General features: G+C 57.2%; 20 protein-coding genes, 1 pseudogene and 1 other annotated feature. Of the genes and pseudogenes, 9 read left to right on the top strand and 12 right to left on the bottom strand.

Annotation, left to right across the window (positions count from 1 at the left end):
• Positions 1-84 precede the first annotated feature (84 nt).
• Positions 85-1,067: pseudogene (locus tag EDE05_RS04100) on the top strand (IS66 family transposase); the annotation flags it as partial.
• Positions 1,068-1,186: 119 nt separating this feature from the next.
• Here EDE05_RS04100 and EDE05_RS04095 read toward each other — a convergent pair.
• The 5 genes from EDE05_RS04095 to EDE05_RS04075 form a co-directional block, all read right to left on the bottom strand.
• Positions 1,187-2,674, bottom strand: a complete 1,488-nt coding sequence (locus tag EDE05_RS04095; protein WP_134100267.1) for a SulP family inorganic anion transporter — start codon at positions 2,672-2,674, stop codon at positions 1,187-1,189.
• A gap of 74 nt (positions 2,675-2,748) precedes the next feature.
• Positions 2,749-2,804 (bottom strand) — a sequence feature (sul1 is cis-regulatory element that is thought to sense ions involved in sulfur or methionine metabolism; They are found in Alphaproteobacteria).
• A 492-nt stretch (positions 2,805-3,296) separates the two neighbouring features.
• Positions 3,297-5,519, bottom strand: a complete 2,223-nt coding sequence (locus tag EDE05_RS04090; protein WP_134100264.1) for a xanthine dehydrogenase family protein molybdopterin-binding subunit — start codon at positions 5,517-5,519, stop codon at positions 3,297-3,299.
• Positions 5,520-5,522: 3 nt separating this feature from the next.
• Positions 5,523-5,981, bottom strand: coding sequence for a (2Fe-2S)-binding protein (locus EDE05_RS04085; protein ID WP_105371947.1), 459 nt, complete (start codon positions 5,979-5,981; stop codon positions 5,523-5,525).
• A 224-nt stretch (positions 5,982-6,205) separates the two neighbouring features.
• The gene (locus EDE05_RS04080) at positions 6,206-7,168 is read right to left on the bottom strand and encodes an AraC family transcriptional regulator (RefSeq protein WP_134100261.1); all 963 of its coding nucleotides are present in this window, start codon (positions 7,166-7,168) and stop codon (positions 6,206-6,208) included.
• Positions 7,169-7,588: 420 nt separating this feature from the next.
• Positions 7,589-8,059: a helix-turn-helix domain-containing protein gene (locus EDE05_RS04075; RefSeq protein WP_105371949.1), complete on the bottom strand. Its 471-nt coding sequence runs from the start codon at positions 8,057-8,059 to the stop codon at positions 7,589-7,591.
• A gap of 386 nt (positions 8,060-8,445) precedes the next feature.
• Between EDE05_RS04075 and EDE05_RS04070 the strand changes: the two genes are divergently transcribed.
• The 4 genes from EDE05_RS04070 to EDE05_RS04050 all read left to right on the top strand — a co-directional run bounded on the left by EDE05_RS04070 (position 8,446) and on the right by EDE05_RS04050 (position 11,880).
• Positions 8,446-9,735, top strand: a complete 1,290-nt coding sequence (locus EDE05_RS04070) for an aminotransferase class I/II-fold pyridoxal phosphate-dependent enzyme (RefSeq protein WP_245519861.1) — start codon at positions 8,446-8,448, stop codon at positions 9,733-9,735.
• Between the two features lie 376 nt (positions 9,736-10,111).
• Positions 10,112-10,642: a GNAT family N-acetyltransferase gene (locus EDE05_RS04065; RefSeq protein ID WP_105371952.1), complete on the top strand. Its 531-nt coding sequence runs from the start codon at positions 10,112-10,114 to the stop codon at positions 10,640-10,642.
• A gap of 26 nt (positions 10,643-10,668) precedes the next feature.
• Entirely contained in the window at positions 10,669-10,854 is a 186-nt protein-coding gene (locus EDE05_RS04060) for a hypothetical protein (RefSeq protein WP_112823799.1), read from the top strand.
• Between the two features lie 270 nt (positions 10,855-11,124).
• Entirely contained in the window at positions 11,125-11,880 is a 756-nt protein-coding gene (locus EDE05_RS04050) for an SDR family oxidoreductase (protein ID WP_105371954.1), read from the top strand.
• 302 nt (positions 11,881-12,182) lie between these two features.
• On the opposite strand, the gene EDE05_RS04045 is transcribed toward EDE05_RS04050, so the two are convergent.
• The 5 genes from EDE05_RS04045 to EDE05_RS04025 all read right to left on the bottom strand — a co-directional run bounded on the left by EDE05_RS04045 (position 12,183) and on the right by EDE05_RS04025 (position 17,778).
• Positions 12,183-13,760 (bottom strand): M81 family metallopeptidase, encoded by a 1,578-nt coding sequence (locus tag EDE05_RS04045; RefSeq protein WP_132409748.1) that lies wholly within the window; start codon positions 13,758-13,760, stop codon positions 12,183-12,185.
• Complete coding sequence (locus EDE05_RS04040) at positions 13,741-14,784, bottom strand: ABC transporter substrate-binding protein (protein ID WP_245422831.1); 1,044 nt, start codon at positions 14,782-14,784, stop codon at positions 13,741-13,743. The genes EDE05_RS04045 and EDE05_RS04040 overlap by 20 nt, the downstream gene beginning before the upstream one ends.
• A 108-nt stretch (positions 14,785-14,892) precedes the next feature.
• The gene (locus EDE05_RS04035) at positions 14,893-15,777 is read right to left on the bottom strand and encodes an ABC transporter permease (protein WP_105371957.1); all 885 of its coding nucleotides are present in this window, start codon (positions 15,775-15,777) and stop codon (positions 14,893-14,895) included.
• Positions 15,767-16,675, bottom strand: coding sequence for an ABC transporter permease (locus tag EDE05_RS04030; RefSeq protein ID WP_162712505.1), 909 nt, complete (start codon positions 16,673-16,675; stop codon positions 15,767-15,769). The genes EDE05_RS04035 and EDE05_RS04030 overlap by 11 nt, the downstream gene beginning before the upstream one ends.
• Positions 16,672-17,778 (bottom strand): ABC transporter ATP-binding protein, encoded by a 1,107-nt coding sequence (locus EDE05_RS04025; protein WP_105371958.1) that lies wholly within the window; start codon positions 17,776-17,778, stop codon positions 16,672-16,674. Before EDE05_RS04025 ends, EDE05_RS04030 begins: the two co-directional genes overlap by 4 nt.
• Positions 17,779-18,033: 255 nt before the next feature.
• On the opposite strand from EDE05_RS04025, the gene EDE05_RS04020 reads away from it, so the two are divergent.
• From EDE05_RS04020 to fabG, 4 genes are all read left to right on the top strand, one after another.
• On the top strand, positions 18,034-18,714 hold the full coding sequence (locus tag EDE05_RS04020) for a GntR family transcriptional regulator (RefSeq protein WP_134100258.1): 681 nt from the start codon (positions 18,034-18,036) through the stop codon (positions 18,712-18,714).
• 99 nt (positions 18,715-18,813) lie between these two features.
• The gene (locus tag EDE05_RS04015) at positions 18,814-20,157 is read left to right on the top strand and encodes an aspartate aminotransferase family protein (protein ID WP_134100255.1); all 1,344 of its coding nucleotides are present in this window, start codon (positions 18,814-18,816) and stop codon (positions 20,155-20,157) included.
• A complete protein-coding gene (locus EDE05_RS04010; RefSeq protein WP_134100252.1) occupies positions 20,154-21,863 on the top strand; it encodes an acetolactate synthase catalytic subunit in 1,710 nt (569 codons plus the stop codon). The genes EDE05_RS04015 and EDE05_RS04010 overlap by 4 nt, the downstream gene beginning before the upstream one ends.
• Positions 21,860-22,636, top strand: a complete 777-nt coding sequence (gene fabG, locus EDE05_RS04005; RefSeq protein ID WP_105371962.1) for a 3-oxoacyl-ACP reductase FabG — start codon at positions 21,860-21,862, stop codon at positions 22,634-22,636. Before EDE05_RS04010 ends, fabG begins: the two co-directional genes overlap by 4 nt.
• A 7-nt stretch (positions 22,637-22,643) precedes the next feature.
• On the opposite strand, the gene EDE05_RS04000 is transcribed toward fabG, so the two are convergent.
• Together EDE05_RS04000 and EDE05_RS03995 are read right to left on the bottom strand one after the other, a co-directional pair.
• A complete protein-coding gene (locus EDE05_RS04000) occupies positions 22,644-23,498 on the bottom strand; it encodes a GntR family transcriptional regulator (RefSeq protein WP_105371963.1) in 855 nt (284 codons plus the stop codon).
• Between the two features lie 39 nt (positions 23,499-23,537).
• Positions 23,538-25,373, bottom strand: a complete 1,836-nt coding sequence (locus EDE05_RS03995) for a hypothetical protein (RefSeq protein ID WP_134100249.1) — start codon at positions 25,371-25,373, stop codon at positions 23,538-23,540.
• Positions 25,374-25,486 lie beyond the last annotated feature (113 nt).

Below are 25,486 nucleotides of genomic sequence, written 5' to 3'. Positions count from 1 at the left end.
AATCCGGTCAGCTGCCCTAGCGCGGCGTAACCGGTGTTCTCCCTTCACATTGTCCTCCGCCGTCTGATCTGTGATCGGCTGTCCATGGAAGAGGTGATCGAGCCGGAAAGCCTGATCTGCGGCGGTTGCCTGCATTGCATCGGCGAGGATGTGTCCGAGCGCTTGGACGTGGTCCCGGCGCAGTTCCGGGTTATCGTCACGCGTCGTCCCAACTATGCATGCCGCGCCTGCACCGACGGCATCGTTCAGGCCCCGGCTCTACCAAGGCTGATCCCGGCAGGACTACCGACCGAAGCGACCGTCGCCCATGTGCTGGTCTCCAAGTATGCCGATCACCTTCCGCTCTATCGGCAGGCTCAGATCATGGGCCGCCAGGGCATCAATCTCGACCGCTCCACGCTTGCCGACTGGGTCGGCCGGGCAGCATTCGAACTGCCCCCGTCTTCGATGCGCTGATCGCCGACCTCAAGCTCTCGACCAAGCTCTTCATGGACGAGACCCGTGCTCCGGTTCTCGATCCCGGCTCGCGGAAGACCAAGACTGGATACTTCTGGGCGCTGGCGAGGGATGATCGTTCATGGGGCGGCGATGCTCCGCCAGGTGTCGCGTTCACCTATGCGCCCGGTCGCGGGGGCATTCATGCCGAACGGATATTGCAGGGCTTCTCGGGCGTCCTGCAGGTCGATGGCTATGCCGGATACAACAGGCTGATCGCACCAGAGCGCGTCGGCCCGGACATTCGGCTTGCCTATTGTTGGGCGCATGCCCGTCACAGGCTGGTGGAGATCACCCGAAACGCAACAGCGCCGATTGCTGAGGACGGCGTTAAACGGATCGGCGAGCTATATCGGATCGAGGCCGTACTGCGGCCTTGATCCGCAGGCTCGTCTTACTGGTCAGCGCCACTGGTCGCCGAGATGCAGACTTGGCTTGTCCATCACCGTGCCCGTGTCGCCAGGAAGTCCCCACTCGGCGAAGCTTTGGCCTACCTCGCCAAATACTGAGATGGTTTGAAGCTCTTTCTGACCGACGGGCGTATCGAGATCGATACGGATGTTGGTGAACAGCCCCTTTCTCAGCCCTTTTGTGGTTTTGTGGCCTATTTCTCCAGGCTTCGACCATGGCCGCGTAGGCTGCCTCCGCCTGTGCAACGAGCTCCATCTCTCGATGGCGGCAGCCATGTTGTTCAGTGTAGTGAAGCGCTTGCCGCAAGCCGCTCATCCTTGTCGTGCAGCGCGAAGCGGTCAATCATATCAGCACTCGCTTCGTTAAAGCCGAGAACCTCGACCTCGTCGCCCGCCTCACGGAACTTCAGCACGATCTTATCCAACGCGCCAATTGCGGTGATGTCCCAGAGGTGGGCCCCTGTGAGATCGATGATAATCCGCTTACCCTTATCCGTGAAGTCGAACGCGTGGATAAAGGCTTCTGCCGAGGCAAAGAAGACCTGCCCCACCACTGCATAGGTGACACTGTTCTGTTCGGGATTCTCCCGGCGCGTGATCCTGAACAGACGGGCTACCTTGCCAGCAAAAAAGATGCCGGACAGCAGGACGCCAACGATCACGCCTTTTGCCAGATCATGCGTTGCGACGACGGTGATGACCGTCGCCAGCATGACGACGGATGACGGAAGCGGATGGCGTCTCAGGTCGAGGATCGACCGCCAGGAGAAAGTGCCAATGGAAACCATAATCATAACCGCAACAAGCGCGGCCATGGGGATGATCTGGACGAGGTCGTTAAGGACGACGATCAGGAATAACAGGAAAGCACCCGCGACGAACGTTGAAAGCCGTCCTCGACCGCCAGATGTTACGTTGATGACCGACTGTCCGATCATGGCGCATCCGCCCATGCCGCCGATCAGTGCCGAGGCGATATTCCCCGCGCCCTGTCCAACGCATTCCTGACTCTTGTTGCTGGGCGTATCCGTCATGTCGTCGACGATCTGCGCGGTAAGCAGCGATTCCAGCAGTCCTACGGCGGCGAGCGTCACTGAGTATGGGAAGATGATCTGCAGCGTTTCCCAGGTCAACGGAACCTGCGGAAGCATCAGGAATGGGATCGAAGACGGAAGTTCGCCGAGGTCGCCGACGGTGCGCAGGTCCATGCCGAACCACCACGCCATGGCCGTGAGGACCGCGATGGCCACGAGCGGCGATGGAATAGCCTTGGTCACGTATGGAAAGAGGTAGATGATGGCGAGGCCGCCCGCGATCATCACGTAGGTGAGCGTCGGGACCCCAATAAGTTCAGGCAACTGGGCCATGAAGATCAGGATCGCAAGTGCGTTAACGAAGCCCGTGATGACCGACCGGGAGACGAAGCGCATCACGCGGCCGAGCCTCAGCCATCCCGCGACGATCTGGATGGTGCCCATCAGGATGGTCGCGGCGAACAGATACTGAAGGCCGTGCTCCTTGACCAGGGAGATCATGACGACAGCGGTCGCGGCCGTTGCAGCAGAGATCATGCCGGGCCGGCCGCCCACAAAGGCCGCCACGCAGGCGATTGCGAAGGAGGCGTACAGGCCAACCTTGGGATCGACACCCGCAATCACCGAAAAGCCTATCGCTTCCGGGATAAGCGCGAGAGCGACGACGATACCCGAAAGCACGTCGCCACGGATGTTGGAGAACCACTCCTGACGGTAGTTTGAAAGAGTTCGCATTGATGATTTTTCACAGTTGAGGCAACGGGCCGAGCAAAACTCGGTCCTCGAAAATGGAATAGGTTGCGTTGCTGTGTTGTCTGGCGGATCGGCGGCCAGAAGAGCCACCCGGAGTTTCACCGGGTCCTTGTGGATGACGCTAAGTAGCTCACGCAGTCCAGTTTTGCAATTACGTCTCGGTCTGAACCAGCCACAAAACATAGGACGCGGCGGTCAAGGTGCGGATGCGACACCGGTTACAGCGCGGCAGGTGAGGTCCGATGCCGTTAGCTGCGCCCGACCAGCTCTTACCGCCGGGTGTTCTGCGGTCGCGCTATCGAAGGCTGGGCGTGTAATTTTTCTATCGGCGTCTACTTAAAATCCATCTCCGCGCGGCAATTGCATGCGCACGATTGGTATGATGGTCTTGCCGCTTTCGGGATCGTGGATCGCCTGGTTGATCTGGCCAAAGTCACAGAACTTCATCAGCTTGGCCGAAGGGGAAGCGGCTCTCAGGCGTAGAGTTCGGCCAGCATAGGAATGAAAGCCGGAGATTTGCCTCAGCCGAGGCACTCAGGCGCGCCGAAGCCGAGCTCTATCACGCGGTAACATCTCCGGCCGCGTGAGGCGGCCGGAGATCAAATCATGCATTTAATGTCTTGGTGAAGGGCATGACGCGGATCCGTTTGCCCAACGCTTTGTAGATGGCATTGGCAACTGCAGGTCCGATCGGCGGAACACCCGGCTCGCCGATACCTGATGGCGGATTTGTGGAGGCAAGAATGTGAACCTCCACCGCCGGCATCGCATCGATCCGTAAAGGCGTGTACGCGTCGAAGTTACCTTGATCGACCTTGCCTGCGGTCAAAGTGATCTCTTCGCCCAAAATGGCGCCCAAACCGAAACCTATGCCTCCCTCAACTTGGGCACGCACCTGATCCGGATTGACTGCAAGGCCGCAATCGACGGCGGCAACGACACGTTCGACCTTGATGCCCCCGCTGCCATCGAGAGAAACTTCGGCAATCTGTGCAACGACCGACCCGAAGCTCTCCGCCACGGCAACTCCGCGGAAACGGCCTTCCGGCAAGGGCTTTGTCCATTCGGCCTTTTCTGCTGCGAGCTTGAGGACCACCGCGTGACGCGATTCCGGCTCAAGCATCGACAGGCGGTATTCGATCGGATCACGCCCTGCCGCTTCGGCCACTTCGTCAATAAAGGCTTCGGCGGCAAAAGCGGTATGCGTCGAACCCACCGAACGCCACCACAGAACCGGAACCCCGACCTCGGTGGTCGTCAGGCCGACCATCTGGTTGGGAATGGCATAAGGCAGGTTGTTTGCCCCTTCCACAGACGTCGGGTCGACGCCGTTCTGTACCATGCCGTCAAAGGCCGTCTTGGCCATGATCGACTGACCCACAATGTGGTCGCTCCAGGCCACGAGCTTCCCGTCACCATCGATCCCGGCTTTGAGCTTATGCACATAGGATGGCCGATAGCGACCGGCGCGCATGTCGTCCTCGCGGGTCCATTGCACCTTTACAGGCGCCCGGAAGCCGATTGCCTTGGCGACATAGACGGACTCGACGACCACGTCGCCGTCGAACACCGCGCGCCGACCAAAGCTGCCGCCTGTTTTCATGACATGCAACTGCACCTTGTCGGGCGCAATACCGACGATCTGGCTGGCAAGCATCTGATAAACATCGGGGAACTGATGTCCGCCCCAGATCTCTAGCGTGCCGTCATCGTTTTTGCGCGCCACCGCGTTGAGCGGCTCCATCGCGGAATGCGCCAGATAGGGGAACTCGAAACTCGCCTCGATGACCTTGGCTGCTGCCGCAAAGCCGGCATCGGTATCGCCGTCCTTGCGCGCAACGGCTACTGGGGCCTTGTCTGCGAGTTCGTTATACATCGTCATAAGTTCAGCTGTGCTGCGCTTTTCGGCGCCTGTCTCGTCCCAAACGACAGTGACCACTTCGCGGCCCTTGATCGCGGCCCACATATGCTCGCCGACGACGGCAATACCGCGCGGCGTCTCGACGACATCGACAACACCTTTGACGGAACGTGCGGCCGCAGCGTCGAAGGATTTTACCTTGGCGCCGAACATGGGCGGATGGATCATCACGGCCGTCAGCATTCCCGGCAGCTTGATGTCGATCGTATATTGCTCGGTTCCGTTCGTCTTGCGCGCGCTATCGAACCGCTTCAGTTTGGCGTTGCCGATAAGCTTCCAATCGCCGGGCTGCTTGAGTGTTACATCGCTCGGCACAGGCATCGCCGCTGCCTTGGCGGCAAACGCTCCGAACCCGCCGCTCTTGCCCGATGGATGCGCCAGGACCCCGTTTTCGACGGTAATCTCTGCCGGTTGGACACCCCATTCGGATGCGGCGGCAGCCACCAGCATGGCGCGCGCCGCCGCGCCTGCCTTTCGATAGCGCTCCCAGGAAGTGACCATGGAGGTGGACCCGCCCGTTCCTTGAATGGTACCGCCGAAGGCGACGTTGCCATAAGCCTTGACGTTGCCGGCGACGCCGCGGACATCGATGGAATGCCAATCTGCGTCGAGTTCTTCTGCAACAAGGGTTGCAAGGCCGTTATACGAGCCCTGCCCCATTTCGAACTGGGAGGAAAGCACCACGACTTTACCGTCACCGTCGATGGTGAGGTAGGGTGTAAAGGCGGCAGCTGCTTTATTAGCATCAGCGGCAGTTTCGCTCGCGGCCGCAGGCGACGAAGCCAGAACCTGGTAGCCGATGGCGAGACCGCCACCAGCTGCGAGCGCGCCGAGCATGAACTGCCGGCGAGACGCCGGTGTCTTTGCGACGGGAAGGGCAAGCGATTGCATCAGTTTCGGGATCATGGTTCAGGCCTCCAAGCGCTTGGCAGCTTCGTGAATCCCGGCACGGATTCGGTGATAGGTGGCGCAACGACAGAGATTGCCCGCCATCGCAGCGTCGATATCATCATCGGTCGGCTTTGGATTGTTGGTAAGTAAATCGGTGGCCGAGATGATTTGGCCAGACTGACAGTAACCGCACTGGGGTACGTCGAGATCGGCCCAGACGATCTGCACGGTTTCCGCCACTTTGCCCGCAAGCCCCTCGATGGTCGTCACCTTTGCGTTGTCGATATCACTGACGAATGTCTGACAGGAACGCACCGGCGCGCCGTCCAGAAGAACGGTGCAGGCGCCACATTGCGCCATCCCGCAGCCGAATTTCGTTCCCGTCAATCCGACTAGATCGCGGATCGCCCAGAGCAGCGGCATATCCGCTTCGGCTTCGATTTTATGTTCTTTGCCGTTGATCGTTAAAGTCACCATGGCGTTCGTCCTACGTTGCGACGGGCGGAATTTCGCGCCAACCCGACCGGTTTCGACCTTCCGATTTCGTCATTTGCGCCGCAAACTTAAAAGACGACGCTCACTGCCGATAGGTTCGATCCTGCCTGATTATTGCTCAATCCTGTCGTGATCAGTCACGTTCTGTTTATTTTACCCGTTACACTACAGGCAGCCCGGATCGCTTCATCCGATCGCCGATCGCTCTAACCGACGGAGTTGCGCCTGTTCGGCTGATCCGAATTGAGGATTGCCTTGACGGCACGTAGCGGCGGGTGACCGAACATTCGCCGGTATTCCCGGTTGAATTGAGTCGGGCTCTCGTAGCCGACCCTGAGCGCGGCCGTCGCCGCATCGAGGGATCCTGACAGCATCAGTTCCCGCGCATGATGCAGCCGCAGATGCTTCTGGAATTGCAGCGGGCTCATGGCCGTCATCGCCCGGAAATGATGATGCAGCGTGGACACACCCATATTTGCAATCTCCGCCAGTTCGTCGAGGCGAAGCGGCAGAACGTAATTCTCCTTTAGCCAGGCGACCGCCTTCGCCACCCGATTGCTATTCGTTCCGGCAAGTGCATAACGGCGCAGCCTGGCCCCCTGTTCGCTGGTCAGCAGTCGGTAGAAGATCTCATCTTGGATGTGTGCTGCCATGAAGGGCATGTCGTCAGGCGAATTCGCAAGCGAAATCAAGCGCAAGAAGGCGTCGAACAGTTCCGGCGTGGCCCGACCCACCACGACGCCGCGGTCTTGGTCACGGTCAGATGAAACTGGCGGATGCAATTCGTAGTTTACGATCAGGCGCCGAAGTGCCTCAAGATCCAGGCGCAGCATGGCGGCCACATACGGCTCCGACTTGCTCGCTTCGCAGATCTGACCTGTCATCGGCAGACCGATGGGGGTTAGGAAGAAACAGGACTCGTCGTAGACAAGCGTTTTATCCCCGACGCTGACGCGCTTGCTTCCTTTGATGATGATCGAGAGACTGGGCTCATACAAAGTGAAAAAAGGCCCGACGGGCTCAACGACGCTATAGAGCGAAAGCCCTGGAATTTCATGCTTGAACCTGAGGCCATCCCACGGCAATTGCGCCAGGACATCAAGGATGCGGATGCGAATTGCGCTCGCTTGAGCTTGAAATTCGTCTTGGTCGCGCAAAATTTTCTCCATCAAACCTTTATTTCCAACTATCGCTGAGCAGAAAGAGCCGTCGCCACATTATCATATCGGTTTGATTTCAACAGTATCAGGCAATGATGACTGCGCCCACACAGTGCCTATGTGGCGGTAGTGCGGATTCGCCAACGATGCGGAGGCCCAGCGACCGCCACTGTCAGTGTTCCGGACCTATTTATATGTACCGTCAGCGAGCCCCATTGGGCTCAACCGATGTTTCGCCACGAAGACCGAGTTGGCCGCTTGGTCCTGACTTTTTCCTGTACAATCTGCTGGACTATTCCAGGACATTGAAGTGGGTTTTAGGCAAGTTCGTTGCTGACGAGGAATGGCCTTTCCCAGGTTCGATCGCGCCGCGATAGGCATCAGCCAGCAATCGCGACAAGTCTTAAGAACAGCTAATAAAAACTTCTGTCAGGCAACAGATTCGGCGGCTGGACGCGTCAGTTCATCCGCCGCCAGGCCTCCCACTCTTGCCAGGGTTCGCACCATCCCCAAAATACTGGCGCGAACCGGTATCGGCAGATCCTGGAAGGCATCCACAAGGTGCTGCCCCTCGGGCGTCGAGATATAGGCAAGCCTTCCTGCCCATTCAGGCCCCATTTCGGCTCCCTCGCGCATTGGATTTGGCAGCGCACTGAAGAAGAATTCGACGGGAACTTTCAAAATGAGGCTCATTTCATAAAGGGTCGAGGAATTGACCCGATTGGCGCCGGTCTCATATTTCTGCACCTGTTGAAATGAAACCCCCAGCCGCTTTCCGAGCCCTGTCTGCGTCAAACCGCAATGGGTGCGGCGGAGTCGGATTTGCTGGCCAACCAACTGATCGACGGTTTTTTCCCCTGCTTGCAATGATAGGGCTCGGCGAACGACTGCATGCGTCATGAACTCCTCCAGGGCGGACGTTTCGCCCGCTGGTTAGAAAACCTGGTGATCGGGGAGTTCGAATGCCGATAGATTCAGCCCCTGCGGCCTTCGGCTAAGCCTGTTTTATACGCCGCAGGCTCCCCGACCATAGAGGAGTGTTGCCTTCCGGTGGCACGGACCGACCTATGGGGATTCGAAGCCCCAAGCAGCATGGCTGCTCAATATTCTTATACACTATCAGATTTCCAATGCAAGCATTACGAGCATAAAATTCTCGATTTTTTGACTGTCGAAAGAACAAGGAAGCTCTTCGTCCCAAAACATGCCGAACTAAACAGAGGATATTCGATAGATATATCAAGATGATATAAAAGATATCACTTTCTCCGTCTAGCTTCGCCCCTATGCTCGTTACAGTTGATCTGGAGGGTAAAATGGCCATAAATTCAATTCATGAGGGAGCCGCTGCTGTCTCCATCACAGCCACACGCAACACCCGTGCAATGATCGACAAGGCCCGCCCGCATTTTGATCTCGCCTACCAAACAGAAGTGATGGGATTGTCTGCCAGACCTTTGGAGAAAAGGCACGTTTCTGTTGATCTTAACTCTGGTGCTCGCAGTCTCCTGGATTTCGTTCGTTGCTCCTATCTCGGTCTAGACAACCATCCAGAAATCGCCGCTGGCGCAATCGACGCCGTAAAAGACTATCGCTGCCTGCATTGGTCTTGCGCCCGTACGCGTCTCAATTTCGCATTATCGACGACGCTTGAGGAGGATCTCGCCGATCTGTTTGGGGCTTCCGTGATTGTCTATTCGAGCGTTCTTGCGGCCAATATGAGCGCACTTCCGCTTCTTGCATCGGGCCATCTCACAAAAGAACAGAAACCGGTCATCGTCTTTGACCGCTTCGCGCATGCAACGCTCGCGTTTCATAAGGCAACGCTTGGCGCAGAAACCGCCGTTGTCACGATCGACCACAATGACGTTTCCACACTCGAAGAGATCTGCAGACAAAATCCCCTCGCTGCATATATTTGTGATGGTGTCTATTCCATGGGTGGCGCAGCACCTCTTGATCAGCTTCTATCCCTTCAACAGAAATATGGGCTTTTCCTTTACATCGACGATGCGCATGGCATCTCGCTCTTTGGCCGCCAGGGAGAGGGTTTTGCACGTTCGCAAATTCGAGGTGCTCTAGGCGATCGGACGATCATCGCCGCCTCTCTCGGTAAGGGTTTTGGCGCGTCAGGCGGTCTTTTGATGTTTGGTAGCGAGAACCATGAAAAACTCTTCCGCCAATTTGCGATAGCACATGCGTTTTCCGCCTCCCTCAACGTGGCCGGTCTCGGCGCTGCACTTGCCTCAGCAAGACTGCATCGCAGGGTTGACCTCTTGCACCGCCAGATTGCCCTTGGCGAACGAATTGAGCAGTTCGACCGGCTATTTGAGACACCTCAGCGGGGCCTGCCGCTTCCCATCCGCACCATCAGGATCGGCGATGAGGCAAGCGCGATCAGCACGGCTCGAAAGCTGATCGATCGAGGCTTTTACACCTCCGCAATCTTCTTTCCGACGGTACCGCAAGGTGAGGCGGGTCTGCGGGTTTGCGTAACGGCAAGCCATACCCAGGAAGAGATCGCAAGTCTCTGCCGTGCGCTCATTGAGGTCCTGCCGCAAGGTAAGGAGCCCTAACGATGTCGGTTGAACGTTCACGAGCCGCATATTTGCAAGCGCTGGATGTCATGCCGGGCGGCAATACCCGCGCATCAAACTTCGAATGCCCGCACCCAAGGCGCGATCACCGGCCAAGGATCGCTTTTCCGCCTCTTTATCGGCTCTGAACAGATTTCGAGTTACGCCGACACTTTTGGGTAAGCGCGCGATCCCCGACTGAAATCAGTTGTCATCCGAATGCGCCAAAACGGAGTGTTGTTGTCGCCGATCGGTCTTGGAGCACTCTCCACTGCGATGACGGAGACCGACATTTCACATCTTGGCGAAATTTTCGAAACGGTGCTGCGATCACTGAAACGCTAAGGTAACGCTGGATAGCGATGGAGAGAGCGTGATGAATCTGGAAACAGAAAGGCTGTTCATGCGGCCAGTTAGCGCGCGCGACGGCGATGCGCTTTATAGACTGCATTGCGATCCGCTGGTGGTGGAGTTGATCATGCAGGGCAAGCCGCTGAGCCGCGAACAATCCGACGCAAGGCTTGCGCTTTATCTCGATGAATGGCGGCGGTACGGCTACGGCTTTTGGATGCTTTACCAGCGCCAAGCCAATGGCGACCTCACCTTTGTCGGGCGGGCAGGTCTCAGACACTATGATGAACACGATATCGAGATCGGCTGCTGCCTCTTTGGGTTCAGTTCCGGCAAGAAGATTGCGCTAGAGGCTCTAAGACCAATCGTCGCCTATGCGTTCGAACGTCTTCCGATCGATAGGCTCGTCTCCGTTATTCGACCGGAAAACATCCGCTCCCAGAAGATGACAACGGCACTTGGCTTTTCCTATCGCGGCATGACCGAACATCGGGGCGTAACTTTCCGATTTTACGAGATGAAGCGCTCCGACACCTCTCTGCCTTCCCCACATTGAGTGGATCGCTGCTATAGAAATTAGCCTTGGAGGCGTTTTGTGGCCGCAATCCCGACCAAGCCAGAGACGCGTTACCGGCTCGTCTTGCGGCCTATAAGCTCTGGTTTAATCGTAATGTGCGGAACGCCTCGCTTTCCGTCGAGCAGATCGAGGATCAGTTTACCCGCGCGTTCGCCGATTTCGTGGGCAATCAGCGCGCCGATGAAGACTAAACGGCCCGCGCGTGTCTCGGCGGTGACATGAGCTTGCAATGATAGCCATTACTGCCAAGGAACCGGATCTGCGCATTTCCACGAAGAATTTGCAACCACGATCCGTTTGATGCAGGGCAGCCTGATCGATGTCAATCCGTTGATGACCCATACCTTGCCACTACCGGATACGCGCAAAGCCTTCGAGATGGCCTCACAAGGGACAATCGATCAAAACCCAGATCGACTTCAGTTGATATACGAAGCAACGAACCGCTTCGGGAGGAAAAGATGAGCACTGAACTTTTTGATCTAAAGGGCAAACGCGCGCTTGTCACTGGCTCCTCACAGGGCATCGGCTTTGCCTTGGCGCGCGGTCTGGCGGGGGCCGGTGCGGAGATCGTTTTGAATGGTCGAGACCAGGCTAAGTTAGAGGCGGCCGCCGAAAAGCTGGGAGCAAAGCATATACTCGCTTTTGACGCCACCGATCACCAGGCCGTGCGCGCAGCTATCGACACTTTCGAGGCGCAAGTCGGGGCGATCGACATCCTCGTCAACAATGCCGGGATGCAGCACCGGACACCGCTGGAGGATTTTCCCGCAGATGCCTTCGAGCGCCTCTTAAAAACGAATATCTCGACCGTCTTTCATGTCGGCCAAGCCGTTGCACGCCACATGATCAAGCGCGGGGCGGGCAAGATCATCAACATTGCGAGCGTGCAGACCGCACTTGCCCGTCCCGGCATTGCCCCCTATGCCGCGACCAAAGGCGCCGTCGGCAACCTTACCAAGGGTATGGCGACGGATTGGGCGAAATACGGCCTGCAATGCAATGCGATCGCGCCTGGCTATTTCGATACGCCATTGAACGCCGCGCTCGTGGCTGATCCGGCCTTTTCCACATGGCTCGAAAAGCGCACGCCAGCCGGCCGCTGGGGCAAGGTGGAAGAATTGGTCGGCGCTTGCATCTTCTTGTCCTCCGGCGCGTCCTCCTTTGTGAACGGACACGTGCTTTACGTCGACGGCGGCATCACAGCTTCGCTTTGAGCTGCCGCGACGTATCGTCCTCACGGGCGTCGCCGGTTCGGGCAATCCGTCGTGGGTGCTGCGCTCGCCGAGCGGCTAAGCGCGTCCTATCACGATGGTGACGGCCTGCGCTCATCGAAAATCGTCGCCCAAATGAGCCGTGGCCAACCACTGACGGATGACGATCGCTGGCCGTGGCTTTCCCTCTTGCGTGGACCAAGGCGCCATATTTTCAATCTCCTTAGCCATTGGCGTCTGCGCCAGGATATACGGCGGATCACCGTGGAGGATCTATTCTCCCTCAGGATGGAGCGCTCATACTGCTAAGCAACGGCTTGGCATTTGTTGTCGGTCATCGCCCTGACACCAGCGTAAACTACCGCAGTGATCTTAGATGAATCGACTTCATGCTCGGGCCAAAAGCGAGACTTTTCATATGAAAAGATACCCTTCTTGTAGTAGCCCACTCCCGGTGTTTCGACGAGCAGCGGCGTTGCGATACCGGCAAAGTTCATCGTGAAATGGTATCCGGATTTGACAACCACAAAATCCATGGCGCCGATGTCAATCCCTTGGCTGGTGAAGACTGCCGGATCATGGCTGAAGGCCGGTTTGCTGGTTAAAACCAGGAATATCCGTTCCTCGATCAACAGGACAGCCGTGTCACCGAGCGAACTGGCCTCGCCGCCATGAAACGGACCAGCCAGAGTGAAGGTGCCATCGCTGACATGGATCACCTTTCCCGTCACCTGGCGCGGAACAAAGCCCGGTGTGATTTGCCCTCCGACCTCCAAAGTTACCGTAGCCCCCATCCCGGCAGCGACGGCAGTCCTGGCGTTATCCGGATCGGTGATCGTCAACGCGCCCTTGAGATCGGTGAACTGGTCGAGTGCAGCCGACAGCAAAATTACGCTATCGCCTGGAGCGCCGGCAAGAATACGGTCGCCCATATCCGCCATGACATAAGGCCTTGCTTGCGCGTGATCGCGAATCCTTAAGAAAGCAGCGTCAACCGACAATAGGTCATCCTTGAACCGTTCCCGGTATTGCCAAAAGTCTGCGGCCAGATCGCTTGCGATCTTCGCTGCAACGGGTCGGGGTCCATTCGTCATCACCGTAATGACCTGGCCGATATGGCGATCGTCTGCGTAACGAAAGACATTGTAGATCGACAGATCGATGATCTCAGGCAAGACCTTCTGGATCGCTCTCGCTTTTGCATGGATTTCCCCAAGCGGCCCGGAGGCGGTTTCGCCAGCCCCGGGCAAGATCATTGGCACGCGAATACTGGTGGTGACGGGTGACAGCGAACCCCGAAGAACCTCAAGCACAAGCTTTGCAACCTTGGCGCCGCATTCTACCACATCGGAATGCGGATTTTCCTTGCAGGCAATGCAGATATCGGTGCTGCGTAGCATCGCATCGGTAAGATGCGCATGGAGGTCGAGACCAATACCGATTGGCACCGCCGGCCCAACCAACGCCCGCAACCTCGAAAGGAGATCCCCTTCTAGGTCGGCAAGCCGACTCGTGGCAGCAGCGCCATGCAGGTCGAGGACCACCGCATCAGGCTTCAGTTTTTCGATCTCGTCCAAAAACTCCTGGGCGACCTGTTCGTAAAACTCATGGTCGATCAAGCCGCTCGGCGGCGCGGCGACGGAGACTGTCGGCTGGACGATCGCCTCGCCCTGAAGTTCGCTCACAATTCCGGCCAAGGTTGAACCGGAAGCGTTCAAAACGGCCCCGCCCCGCTCGATCTCAAACTGCTCTTGTGCAGCCGGTTGCGGGTTAAGCCGATTGGACTCGTGATAGAACCGACCGACAGCGATGCAAAAAGGTCCACCTGTCATCATATACCTCCCATAGGTAGCCAAATGAAAACTATTGTTGGTTCCATTCATTCCAGCGCTCGATCAAAAGCTGGGTATTGGCATTGATCCATTCCGCATCCGGCTTGATCAGCCGGTCGAACACTTCCGGCGACGTCGGAACCATGGCGCGTGCCGCCTCCCCCATGGCCATCGCCGCAGAATTACGAGCAGGCGTGCAGACCAGCGCCTCACACACCTTGGCTTGTGCATCTGGATGATCGAGGAAATAGCGAAGAAAACGGATCGCGTTATCGCGATTGGGTGCATTCTTGATCAATGCCCATCGGTCCCCGACCAAAAACGCCTGGTCTTGGCGCCAGGCGAGCGGCTGGCCTTCCTGCTTCAAAGCCGCCGCACGGGTCTGCCAGATTTGCCCGATCACATATTCGCCGGTCCTGAACCCTTGCGTCGACTGATCGCCGGTCTTCCACCAAAGCCCGACATGCGGCCTCAGGTCATTAAGCTTCTTCAGGGCCCGATCGACATCCAGCGGAAAGAGGACTTTTGGCTCGACACCGTCGGCAAGTAGCGCTGCTGCCATGACCCGCCAGGGATCGTTGAAATTCGGTAGGGCCCTTGGACCTGGATATCGCTCGACATCGAAAAAGTCCCTCCAGTTCGAAGGTCCACCTTTGGGAAAACTCTCCGTGTTATAGACCATCAATGTCGTGCCGTAGCCAGACAGCACGCCAGACCGGTTGCAGGCATCTGGAAGCAGATCTTTGTCAGCCAGATAGTCGGCGCAAAACGCCGTCATGTCTTCGTTGAGGGTCCGGTGCAGGTCCGAGGCGGCTTGTATCTCGCCTGCCTGATAAAGATCCCATTCGATCTTGCCGGTCGCCACCATCGCCTTGACGCGGGCGACATTTTCCGTCCCCGTGCCGGAGACCGTCACGACCTTGATGCCGGTTTCTTTGGTGAAGGGGTCAAAGAAATGCTCCCGCATCTGGCGTTCCCAGGTGCCGCCGGTGGTGGCAATCACGATCTGCTGGTCCGCGAACGAGGGGTTAGCCGCAGCAATGGAGAAAGCAAGCAAGCACGTGGCAAAATTCAAATGCGCTCGAGGCGCCGAGATAGCTTGGTTGTTCGATCTGCACAAATGAACAGGCACAATAGACATTGGAATGCCCCCTTTGGTTTATGCTGTTGATGATCTTTGTGCTCAGCGCTGTGCTGAGACGGTAGCGCGGTTGAAGGCCTGCAATACGCCCATCACGATCAGCGATATGACGGTGAGTACCACCGACACCGCAGCGATGACTGGCGTCAGATTAAAGTCGATGTCCTCGAACATTTTTCGGGTAATGGTCTTTCCTTCGACGCCGGACAGGAAGAACGCAACCGTCGCCTCGTCGAAGGAAGCCAGGAACGCAAATACGGCTCCGCTGGCAACGCCGACCCGGATATTGGGCAAGACAACTGAGAAGAAGGCGCGGATGCGACCGGCGCCGCAATTGAGAGCTGCAAGCTCGAGGGTCGTGTCGAAACGCTCAAGGGCGGCAACCACCGTCAGCACGACATAGGGCACCGCAAGCATTGTATGGGCGATCAAAAAACCGAAGAAATTACCGGACAGATTGAGCGGCGAAAAAGCGATAAACACGGCCACCGCGATGACGATGTGGGGAATGATCATCGGGCTTAGCGTCAAGGCCTGAAACAGGCTTTTTCCCAAAAACTTGCCCCTTGCGAAGGCGATGGCGGCAAGCGTGCCGACCATCGTCGCCGAGAAGGTCGTCGCCAGCGCAATCTTGACGCTGAAAAAGGTGGCGGCGCGCCAGTCCGGATCCGACAGATATTGCCGATACCAGTTCAGCGTCAGGCCGCGCGGAGGAAACTCAAGATAGCTGGCGCTGCCAAACGACATGGGAAAAATGACAATGATCGGCAAAACCAGGAAGAGCAGAATGAGGAACAGAAAAAAGCCTGCAACCGTCGAAGTGAGGAAGTTTGAAAGCGACCGGCGGCGGCGAGGCAGCAGCAAAAGGCCCTCACCACCCTCTTCCACTTGGCGCGTTGCAAGCGCGAACTCCGCGTCAGGCGACATTGGAAATCCCCCTATTGTAAGAAAGTGCTTTGCGGAACAAGAGAACGATCAAAAGGGTAACGCAAAGCAGGACGGTGGAAAGCGCGCCGGCAAATCCCCAATCGAGCGTCTCTGTTGTCTGCTGGCCGATTAGGGTTGCCATCAGGAGGCTGCTTGGACCACCGACGAGAGCCGGCGTCACGTAAAAGCCAAGGGCAAGGATGAAGGTCATGAGGCAGCCGGCGAAGATACCGGGCAGACTGAGCGGGAGGAGGACTTTTGCAAATACCGTCGTCTTGCCCGCTCCGAGATTTCGCGCCGCCTGTACCAATTCCGGCTGGATTGCCCGGATCGCTCCGAAGACCGGCAGGATCATGAAGGGCACGAGCACATGCGTCATTGCCAGGATGACGGCACCTTCGGTATATATGAGCTTGATCGGTTGGGAGATCACGCCCGATGCCAAAAGCACGTCGTTGACCAGACCGCGCCGTTGCAGGATCACGATCCACGCATAGGAGCGCACCAATGCCGAGGTCCAAAGCGGCAGCAATACACAGGCCATGACCAGGTTTGAAAGACCGCGCCTCAGCCTTGCCATGGCCAATGCCACCGGATAACCGAGGACCAGGCTTGCCGACATTACTACCAAGGCAACGAAGACCGTTCGGGCCAGTACGCGCATATAAAGTGGTGTTTCGAGAAGGCGGCGATAGTTGTCCAGCCCGAATTCCGGCGCAAAGAAGCTTTGGCCCAACAGGCGCCCCACCGGATAGACAAATCCGAAACCGAGTAGCAAGCAGAGCGGCGCGATTAAAAATACCGACACGCCGAGAGGATATTGGCGCCATGATGGACTGCTGGTCATGGATGCAGCAGCCCGCCCAGCAAATTTTCCGATGCGCATTGGTGTCGTCATGCCGCTTGCCTTTTTTGATTGACAAAGACCCGCAGCGCATGCGGTTCAAAGGTGATGTTCACTCGGTCGCCCGCAACGAATGGCTGCGCCCCGCCGGCGGCTGGCAACCGTGCCTCAAAGACCTTGCCGGGACGTTCCTCAATCGCAACCAAGACGATATAGACCGCCCCCACAAAGAGGGCCGCTTCAACTGTGCCTGCTAAGCCCTGCGACGATGAACCTTCGCGTGGCGTGACGTTTAAATCCTCGGGACGAATGGCAACGGTCAAACGCTGACCGACAGCCGCAGGTGCGATGGAAACCGGGCCCTTTATCGTCGCTGTTTGGGTAAGGCGGACCACCGCCTCACCGCCATCTTGACCAAGATATTCACCGTCGAGGAAATTCATCTTGCCGATGAAACCGGCAACGAATGCATTGGTCGGCCGGTGATAGAGGTCGGCCGGAGCGCCGATCTGCATCAATTCACCCTCCGCCATAACCGCTATGCGATCCGACATTGTCAGCGCCTCCTCCTGATCATGGGTGACGTAGACGACCGTGACGGCGAGACGTTTTTGGATCCGCTTGATCTCGATCTGCAGGGTTTCACGCAGCTTCTTGTCAAGGGCGCTTAAGGGCTCGTCCATCAACAGGACCGGCGGCTCGGCAACCAGGGCTCTTGCGAGCGCGACCCGCTGCTGCTGTCCGCCCGACAATTGCTGCGGCAAACGGTTGGCAAACCCCTCTAGCTGTACCGTGGCCAGCATCGCGTCAACACGATCGCGAGCCTCCGCTTTACCAAAGCGGCGCATTCGCAGTGGAAAAGCGATGTTCTGCGCTACCGTCATGTGTGGGAACAGCGCATATCTTTGGAACACCATGCCCACGTCGCGTTTGTTTGGAGCTTCAAAGGTGATATCCCGCGCCCCGACACTGATGCGCCCGCGATTGGGTGTCTCAAATCCTGCGATCATCATTAGCAGGGTTGTTTTCCCAGAACCTGATGGACCAAGCAGCGACAAGAACTCGCCTGCCTGGACGGCAATCGAGACGTTGCGAACGACCGCAGTCTTAGCAAAGCTCTTATCAATTTCTTCAAGCGTTACCGCTTCACCTTTCATGTTCAACCTCCTCCTCACGAAAAATTTAAGATCAGAAAGCCTTAGAGCGACTACCAAAGAATACTATTTATTCATTTTTCAAATTATACGAGATATATATTTGAGTATATTCCGTAGATTGATTTTTTTACTACAAGATCGCTCGAACTATCGCGATAGTAGAAGACTTAATTCTCTATGATTTCTTAAAAATACATCGTTATTGACTTTGATGCAACAAAATTGTTTCGGCAAACCGAGAAGGGCAGGAAAAGTATGAGCCAGAACCACGATCCGCGAGACGAGACATCGGGAAAAGGCAACGCCTTAGGGGATCAGGCCTATGCCGTCCTCAAGGAAAAGTTGCTTCGCGGCTCGTTCCGACCGGGCGAAAAACTCACGGTGAGGAAGATCGCCCAAGAGTTTGGCTTATCCAGCACACCCGCCCGCGACGCACTAAACCGCCTGGCGATCCAACACGCACTGGTCTACGCCGGCCCCAAAACAGTGGTCGTTCCAAACCTGACACTTTCGCAATTGCGAGAGGTCACGGAAATGCGGCTTGCACTTGAGGGCTTGGCAGCAGAAAAGGGTGCGGCAAAGGCCTCACCCGAGATCCTTTTTCAACTCGAAGAGGCCCAAAACCGTATCAACTCAGCGCTGGACAAGCACGCCTATACAGATGCCCTGTGGGCCAACAAGGAGTTCCACTTCCTCCTCTACGGCTGCTCGAACATGCCGATCCTGATCTCAACGATTGAGCAACTGTGGCTGCGCATAGGCGCAACCCTCCACCATCTTTATCCAGACTTTGCGATTTCCAGGTCAGGAGTGACTAATCATCGCGCCGCGATGGAAGGCCTTCAAAACGGCGAACCAGCCGAGGTGCGCGCCGCCATCGAAGCCGATATCCGCGACGGCTACCGCCAGTTGCGGCGGGCTATTTCCGAGCAGTAACCACAAAAACAACCTAAGCTCGCAATTTTTTGTTGCATCAAAATTGAAAATCTGGCTTCCTTTACATATTGCTGGCTTACCGCCGGCGCGGAGGAGCCTATGCCGATACGAACACCAGCCCCACAGCAAGCGAGTCTTTCGGAGATCTCTAAGAGACTTTTCGAACGGGCATGCATCGTTATCCCCGATGGCGTCAATCGCGCCACGGTCGATCGCGACCCCTTCCCCGACTACGTGGGTTGGGGCCGAGGCGCCTATCTCTACGACGTCGACGGCAGTAAATATCTCGATCTCAACAACAACTTTACCACGCTCATCCACGGCCATGCATTTGAGCCCGTGATCGAGGTCGCCCGCCGCGTGCTCAAAGACGGCAGCTGCTTTTCCAATCCCACGTTACACGAGATCAATCTCGCCGAACTTTTGTGCGAGAGAATCCCGGCTGTCGAACAGGTCCGGTTCGTCAATACCGGCACTGAGGCCGTGATGTTTGCGATCAAGGCGGCGCGGGCGGCAACCGGTCGTCCCGCGATCGCCAAGATTGAAGGCGCCTATCACGGTGCCTATGACTGGGCGGAGGTCGGACAAGCTGGGACACCCGACACTTGGGGGGCACCCGAGGCGCCCATCACGGTTCCCAATTATGCCGGCCAGCCCCGCTCGGTCACGGACGACGTTATTCTGCTTCGTTTCAACGACGCTGCGGCGGCTCGTCGCCGCATTGCGGCCAATCACCAACGACTCGCCTGCATCTTGATCGATCCGGTACCAAGTCGCGCTGGACTTTTGGCGCCGGATGACAGTTTTCTTGCGGCTATCGTTGAGACAGCAAGACAGTACGGAATTCTCGTTATCGCCGACGAAGTTCTCAATTTGCGACAGGGTTATCAGGGTGCATCAGCCCGCTTCGGGCTCAATCCCGATTTGATTTGCATGGGTAAGATAATCGGTGGGGGATTTCCGATCGGTGCAGTCGGCGGAACGAAGACTGCCATGGCCGTGTTCGGCGGAAGCGGCGGTCCGCCTTTGCTCCCACAAGCGGGCACTTTTTCTGCCAATCCAATTTCCATGGTCGCCGGTCTTGCCAGCATGACGGCCATGACGGTCGAGCAATTCGACCGGCTCGAGCGACTTGGCGATCATCTGCGTGCGCGTTTGCGGCAGGTGATCGCAAAATACGAAGCGCCATTCAGCGTCACCGGCTCGGCATCACTGTTTCGCCTTCACCCAAAGCCCGATGCACCGCGAGAATATCGAGATGCCTATCTTTCAAAAAGCGAGGCCGAAACCATGCGCCTGCTTGGGCGGCATTTCAAAAAACATGGGATTATCCTGCCTTTTGCCGCTGCCGCCAGCCTCTCGACGGCGATGGGCGATACCGAAATCGAGCTGATCATCCAGACCTTCGAGCATGCTCTGGCTTACGAGGAACTGACCCTATGAATTGCGAACCGAATCCCACTGTGGCCGAACGTATTGCACTTGCGCTAAAACGACATGGCGTCGAAACGATTTTCGCCCAGAGCCTCCCGTCGGCGGTTATCCTCGCGGCCGAAGCGATGGGGATCCGCCAAATCGCCTACCGGCAGGAAAATATGGGGGGTGCCATGGCTGACGGTTACGCGCGCCGCATAGGTAAGGTGGCGGTCGTGGCGGCGCAGAACGGTCCGGCGGCAACGCTGCTCGTGCCACCACTTGCGGAAGCGATGAAGGCAAGTGTTCCAATCGTTGCCCTCGTCCAGGACGTCGAACGCGATCAGGCCGATCGCAATGCATTTCAGGAACTCGATCACCTGGATCTCTTTCGGGCCTGCGCCAAATGGGTGCGCCGTGTGATCACTGCCGGGCGGATTGATGGTTATATCGACATGGCATTCACTGCCGCCGCCTCCGGCCGCCCTGGGCCGGCCGTGCTGCTTCTGCCCGCCGATCTCTTGCGTGAGCCAGGAGCACCTGTACTATTTAGCCGCAGCTCCAGTCTCGGATCTTCACCGATCGATATTACCCGACCGGCCGACACCCTGATTTATGAAGCTGCCGAACGCATCGCAACGGCACGCTCGCCTGTCGCAATCGTGGGAGGTGGCATCCACAACGGTCAGGGCGTTTCGGCGCTTGGCGGACTTCAAGAACTTGCCAGCCTCCCGGTGTTCACCACCAATATGGGCAAGGGCGCTGTCGACGAAAATCATCCTCTTTCGGCGGGCGTCATCACCATGACCGGTCCGAGATCCCTCGGCAGCCATTCCCGCGCTTTGATCGACGACGCGGATCTGGTGTTACTGGTGGGCACTCGTACCAATCAGAATGGCACCGACAGCTGGCGGCTTATCCCTCAAGCCGCAACTGTCATTCATGTGGACGTTGACCCACAGGAGATTGGACGCAGCTATGAAGCGATCCGGCTGGTCGGCGACGCCGGCGAGACACTTTCGGCGCTTTGTGCGGCTCTTGAAACTCACGATCTTAGTATCCGCCACGCCAACCGCAAACCAGTAGAGGACACGATTGCGGCAGCCTGGGCAAGTTTTGAGGACGATCGCCGATCGCTCATCGATCCCCGTCAATCGCCTCTTCGTCCCGAACTTGTCATGATCGAACTGCAAAAGCGATTGACCCCGGAAACAACGGTTGTGGCGGATGCCAGTTATTCCTCCATGTGGATCGTTGGCCAATTGCGCAGCCTTAAAGCCGGGATGCGGTTCATCAGCCCAAGGGGACTTGCCGGGCTCGGCTGGGGCCTCCCGCTCGCCATCGGCGCGAAGGCGGCGGTGCCGGAACAGCCTGTTGTCGTCGTCGCGGGTGACGGCGGCTTCGCCCACAGCTGGGCCGAGATGGAAACTCTGGTGCGTTGCAATCTGCCGGTGATCATTATCGTGTTGAACAACGGGATCCTCGGCTTTCAAAAACACGCGGAGACCGTGAAGTTTGGACGCTTCACCAGCGCCTGCCACCTTAACGCCGTCGACCATGTAAAAATCGCCGAAGCCTGCGGCTGCACCGCTTTGCGTGTCGCGGAACATTCAGCTTTAATTGACGCGCTCGACCAGGCCTTTGCGTATGAAGGGCCTCTATTGATCGAGGTCATGACGAGCCCCCACGCCTTCCCGCCCTTGTCGCTATTCGCCCATCTGGAGGATGTGGCATGACAGATGACAACCCTTTGCGCGTCGCTGTCGTCACGGGAGGAACGACAGGGATAGGCCTTGCCTGCGCACAACGGCTCCTGCGAAGCGGGCATCGCGTCGCCGTGTTCAGTCAAAATAGGGAAAAAGTCGACCACGCCCGTAGACTTCTCGTTGAGGCGTTCGGCACTGATCGCGTCATCGCTGCGGAGGTCGACATCCGCAACCTCGACGCTCTCGAGGGTTTTTTCGTCAAGGTGAAGTCGCTCTGGGAGCATCCGAAAGTTCTTGTCCTCAACGCCGGATCGTCGCCCAAATCAAATGGCAAAAGGACCGCATTTGGTTGTATTTCGCAGCAGGAATGGAACGACACGTTAGCGGTCAACCTGACAGGAGCGATGGCATGTTGCCAGCTTGCTGCGCCAGCCATGTCAGCGGCTGGTTTTGGCCGAATTGTCTTTATTGGATCCGTCGCGGCGCGTACCCTTCCGCGCATTGCGGGAACAAGCTACGTAGTGTCAAAGTCCGCTTTGGCCGGTCTGGCTAGATCACTGGTGGGCGAATATAGCGCACTAGGCGTCACCATCAACACAGTTGCGCCCGGGCGCATTCTTACCGATATGACGGGTCCCGCAGATAGTCCGGAAAACACCGCCGCACGTCATCGCATACCCCTTGGACGTTTAGGCCGCCCGGATGAAGTTGCAGCGGTCGTTGATTTCCTCACCTCCGATAGCGCCAGCTTCGTGAACGGCGCAGTGATTGACGTCAATGGAGGAGAATTCGTGCCCCTGTGAACGATGCCTAGACGAGCTCCTCGAGAGGCGTCGGAACATGTTGCGCGCGCAGATGAATGGTTTTCACAAGTTCGGGGAGCATCGACATCGTTTCCTGACATCGTAGCTCAAGCATGCGTAGCGCTTGCTTGCGCGAGCCACTTTGCAAAAGGTGAGCGAGCCTATTGAGATCCGATGGAACGTCAAGTGGGCGGGGCATCGACTTCAGCGCCAGGAGGTGGACAACTCGAGCTCGGTCATTGAATTGGCGCACCGAATGCACGAGACGGAGATTGCCGCCCATGAGCGCAATCCGTTCGTAGAAACTCTCCACATAAGCGGCGCAGGCTCGGGCCAAATCACCTTCGTCCGGCATATGGCTATGATTTGCTGGAAGAAGAGGCAAATCATGTGGGTCGAACGGGTTGGCGCTTCTTTCGATCGCAAATCGAAGCATTAGGAATGTCAATTCATAGTCAGCGCGCAAATCATCGAGATCGAGCGGTTTGACGTAATAGCCCCTACCCGGAACGAAGCCGATCACTCCTTCATGCACAAGCTTGATCAACGCCTCCCGGATCGGCGTCGGGCTCACCTTCATTTTCTCGGCAAGTGTCCGAATGTTAAAGAATGTTCCGGGAAACGACCTATAACTCATCACAGCCGCTTTAAGCCGGGTGTAAGCGTCCGTTGTTTTGTCAGGTGATGAGGGATCTCCAGAAATCGATTTCATAATATGCAGCTGCCATTGATCGAATGCCGTCCAAGGTGATTCCAAATACACGCTGTGGTAGATTAGCACGATCTGCTCTTCCGCCGTGGTATATCCAGCTGATATCGCCGATATATGATTGGTATTTGGATGCCTGACTGAGATACCCATCAGGATCGACAACCGCTCACGGGGAGCCAAAGCGTCGCCTTACCGTTCGTAGTCATCGCGGTTTAATTTGCGCTCACTTGGAGCGCGGCCCCTTTCAACAGTTTGAGACGTTATCCTTGCAGCCGCATCTGGACTTCCTTCACGAGCTGACCGCTCTGTCTCGCCGCCCCTATCCTCCCGAGTTTGAATTGAAGTAGCATCTCGCGCCTGCTCCGGTGAGCGGGGGGGCCGTGGAGCGTTTGGCTCCTCAATTGGAGAGTCACGTTTTTCGCCCAGGATTTCGGCGAATCTGGAGATTCCTGCCTCAATCATGCGTTTAGCGTCCGATCTTGCGGCATCACCGTCATAGTCGTCGGAATGGAAAGAAACCCTCGCTTCACGTGCTCGTCCGATCGCGTCGAGCAATGAGGCCGCTGCGCTTGAAACTGATCGAACGGACCGCTTTTTTTGAACGTCTGTCCCCTCCTTTTCCTGTCGCCTCTGGGGATCGGCGTGGCCCTGTTGGTTTGGGACCGGTGACGACCTCCCCCGTTGCTGTCCGTTGTTTACCGTCGATCCTTCCTGCTCAAAGCGGTGTTGAATTTCCGGTTTTGCGTTTCCTGATTGCTTGCCGGCTGCGCTGGGAAACCCCTCGGCTCCGAGCGATGGAGTTCGCAAGAATGCTGCCTGTTGGCCGTTCCGTCGATCTGCCTCCTCAAAACGAGCCAGAGTGCGCATTGCAAATTGGCGAACCGCTTCTGTACGGCCTTCAATAGCAAGCATCTGCCAATTCTGCCTTGCGAGTTCACTGTGTCGGCCGTAATCCGAACGCGAAAGATGCGGAACCTCCCACCGCTTGTTTTCATATCGGTGCTGTCCCGCGGCACTGGTACCCTCAAACGTGGTGCGTCCCACGTAGTTGGTAGGACGAACTTGCTTATGAGAATAAGCGGGTGAAGAAGCCGTTTCGCGGCGCTCGGTCATTTCCAGGTCGATACCGTTGGCACGCGCATTTTCTGCAAACCGCGTCCGCCACCGCGCCAAATCCGAAATCCAAACCTTAAGCCGATCCCCATAGTCGGAGAGCGTTGCGATCACCGCATGAGCATGCGGGTGGGGCCTTTTGCCTCCGTCATGTAGCGGTCTCGGATCGTTTTCCGGATCATGCACGGCGAAAATATACCGATGCCCCCTGAATTCATGTGCCAGAAAATTTCGGACTGCATCTTGGAACCGCGTCGCGTCGGTTCCGAGGGGAGCCGCAACCAGGACATGGATGGTGTCGCGAGGCCCCCGGCTTTGAAGGCTTGAGCGCCATTCACGCTGGACGAGCGACTTGGCTGCTTTAACGTCTGCGACAATCTCCCCGCGATCGTTACGAACTTGACCCGTGCGGCTTTCAACAAGCCGCCGGAGCAGTGCTGTGCCAAAGCGAACACCATGCCCCTGACCGGTAATGCGAAGTTCAAGCGCATCAGCCTTTTCCGCCAGCGCGTTCTTCAACCGCTCTTTTGCGGCATCGTAATCATCCCCTGTGGCGACAAGACGGCCTTGAGTTGGTGAATAGAGGACGACCACGCCCTCGATCTTGGTCGCATGAGCGGCCTGGCTCACGGCGAATGCGAACGGCCTGTCAGTGAAAACAGATTTCAAGATAGCCTGACTGTCGCTCGGCAGTCGGAGATCAGGAGACCGCCACGAAATCTCGACGGTGAAAAGCCCGATGTCCCGGCTCGCGTGGCGATTGCCAAGAACGGGCCGCCAATCGGAGAAGATGGCGGCCGGCGCGTCCTGCCCGCCATATCTCTCGCCACGTTCGTTCTCGATCGCAATCTCACCACCCCTCGAGACATATTTTACGAGCTTTTTGACACCGGAGCTTTCTCCGAAGCTCAAAACCTTCACAACGGCAGGCTGTGCGCCTGCCGCAAGGCGCGCGAACCTTTTCCGCATGTCAAGTTCAAGACCGCGGTCCTTGCTGCCAGTCGCCGAACGACGAGGCCCCGCTC

Origin of the sequence: Neorhizobium sp. R1-B, assembly GCF_004368875.1 — a bacterium.
In the GTDB taxonomy this organism is placed as follows: Bacteria; Pseudomonadota; Alphaproteobacteria; order Rhizobiales; family Rhizobiaceae; genus Neorhizobium; species Neorhizobium huautlense.
The sequence above is the reverse complement of the archived record's forward strand: the minus strand, read 5'-3'. Positions and strand labels throughout refer to the sequence as shown.

Bases quoted from the DNA above. Each gene is read 5' to 3' on its own strand.
- EDE05_RS04000 (WP_105371963.1), bottom strand. From the start codon at position 23,498: ATGGGTATCTCAGTCAGGCATCCAAATACCAATCATATATCGGCGATA.
- EDE05_RS04070 (WP_245519861.1), top strand. From the start codon at position 8,446: ATGCTCGTTACAGTTGATCTGGAGGGTAAAATGGCCATAAATTCAATT.
- EDE05_RS04025 (WP_105371958.1), bottom strand. From the start codon at position 17,778: ATGAAAGGTGAAGCGGTAACGCTTGAAGAAATTGATAAGAGCTTTGCT.
- EDE05_RS04010 (WP_134100252.1), top strand. From the start codon at position 20,154: ATGAATTGCGAACCGAATCCCACTGTGGCCGAACGTATTGCACTTGCG.
- EDE05_RS04085 (WP_105371947.1), bottom strand. From the start codon at position 5,981: ATGGTGACTTTAACGATCAACGGCAAAGAACATAAAATCGAAGCCGAA.
- EDE05_RS04075 (WP_105371949.1), bottom strand. From the start codon at position 8,059: ATGACGCATGCAGTCGTTCGCCGAGCCCTATCATTGCAAGCAGGGGAA.
- EDE05_RS04080 (WP_134100261.1), bottom strand. From the start codon at position 7,168: ATGGAGAAAATTTTGCGCGACCAAGACGAATTTCAAGCTCAAGCGAGC.
- EDE05_RS04065 (WP_105371952.1), top strand. From the start codon at position 10,112: ATGAATCTGGAAACAGAAAGGCTGTTCATGCGGCCAGTTAGCGCGCGC.
- EDE05_RS04095 (WP_134100267.1), bottom strand. From the start codon at position 2,674: ATGCGAACTCTTTCAAACTACCGTCAGGAGTGGTTCTCCAACATCCGT.
- EDE05_RS04020 (WP_134100258.1), top strand. From the start codon at position 18,034: ATGAGCCAGAACCACGATCCGCGAGACGAGACATCGGGAAAAGGCAAC.
- EDE05_RS04045 (WP_132409748.1), bottom strand. From the start codon at position 13,760: ATGAATGGAACCAACAATAGTTTTCATTTGGCTACCTATGGGAGGTAT.
- EDE05_RS04050 (WP_105371954.1), top strand. From the start codon at position 11,125: ATGAGCACTGAACTTTTTGATCTAAAGGGCAAACGCGCGCTTGTCACT.
- EDE05_RS04015 (WP_134100255.1), top strand. From the start codon at position 18,814: ATGCCGATACGAACACCAGCCCCACAGCAAGCGAGTCTTTCGGAGATC.
- EDE05_RS04035 (WP_105371957.1), bottom strand. From the start codon at position 15,777: ATGTCGCCTGACGCGGAGTTCGCGCTTGCAACGCGCCAAGTGGAAGAG.
- EDE05_RS04030 (WP_162712505.1), bottom strand. From the start codon at position 16,675: ATGACGACACCAATGCGCATCGGAAAATTTGCTGGGCGGGCTGCTGCA.
- fabG (WP_105371962.1), top strand. From the start codon at position 21,860: ATGACAGATGACAACCCTTTGCGCGTCGCTGTCGTCACGGGAGGAACG.
- EDE05_RS04090 (WP_134100264.1), bottom strand. From the start codon at position 5,519: ATGATCCCGAAACTGATGCAATCGCTTGCCCTTCCCGTCGCAAAGACA.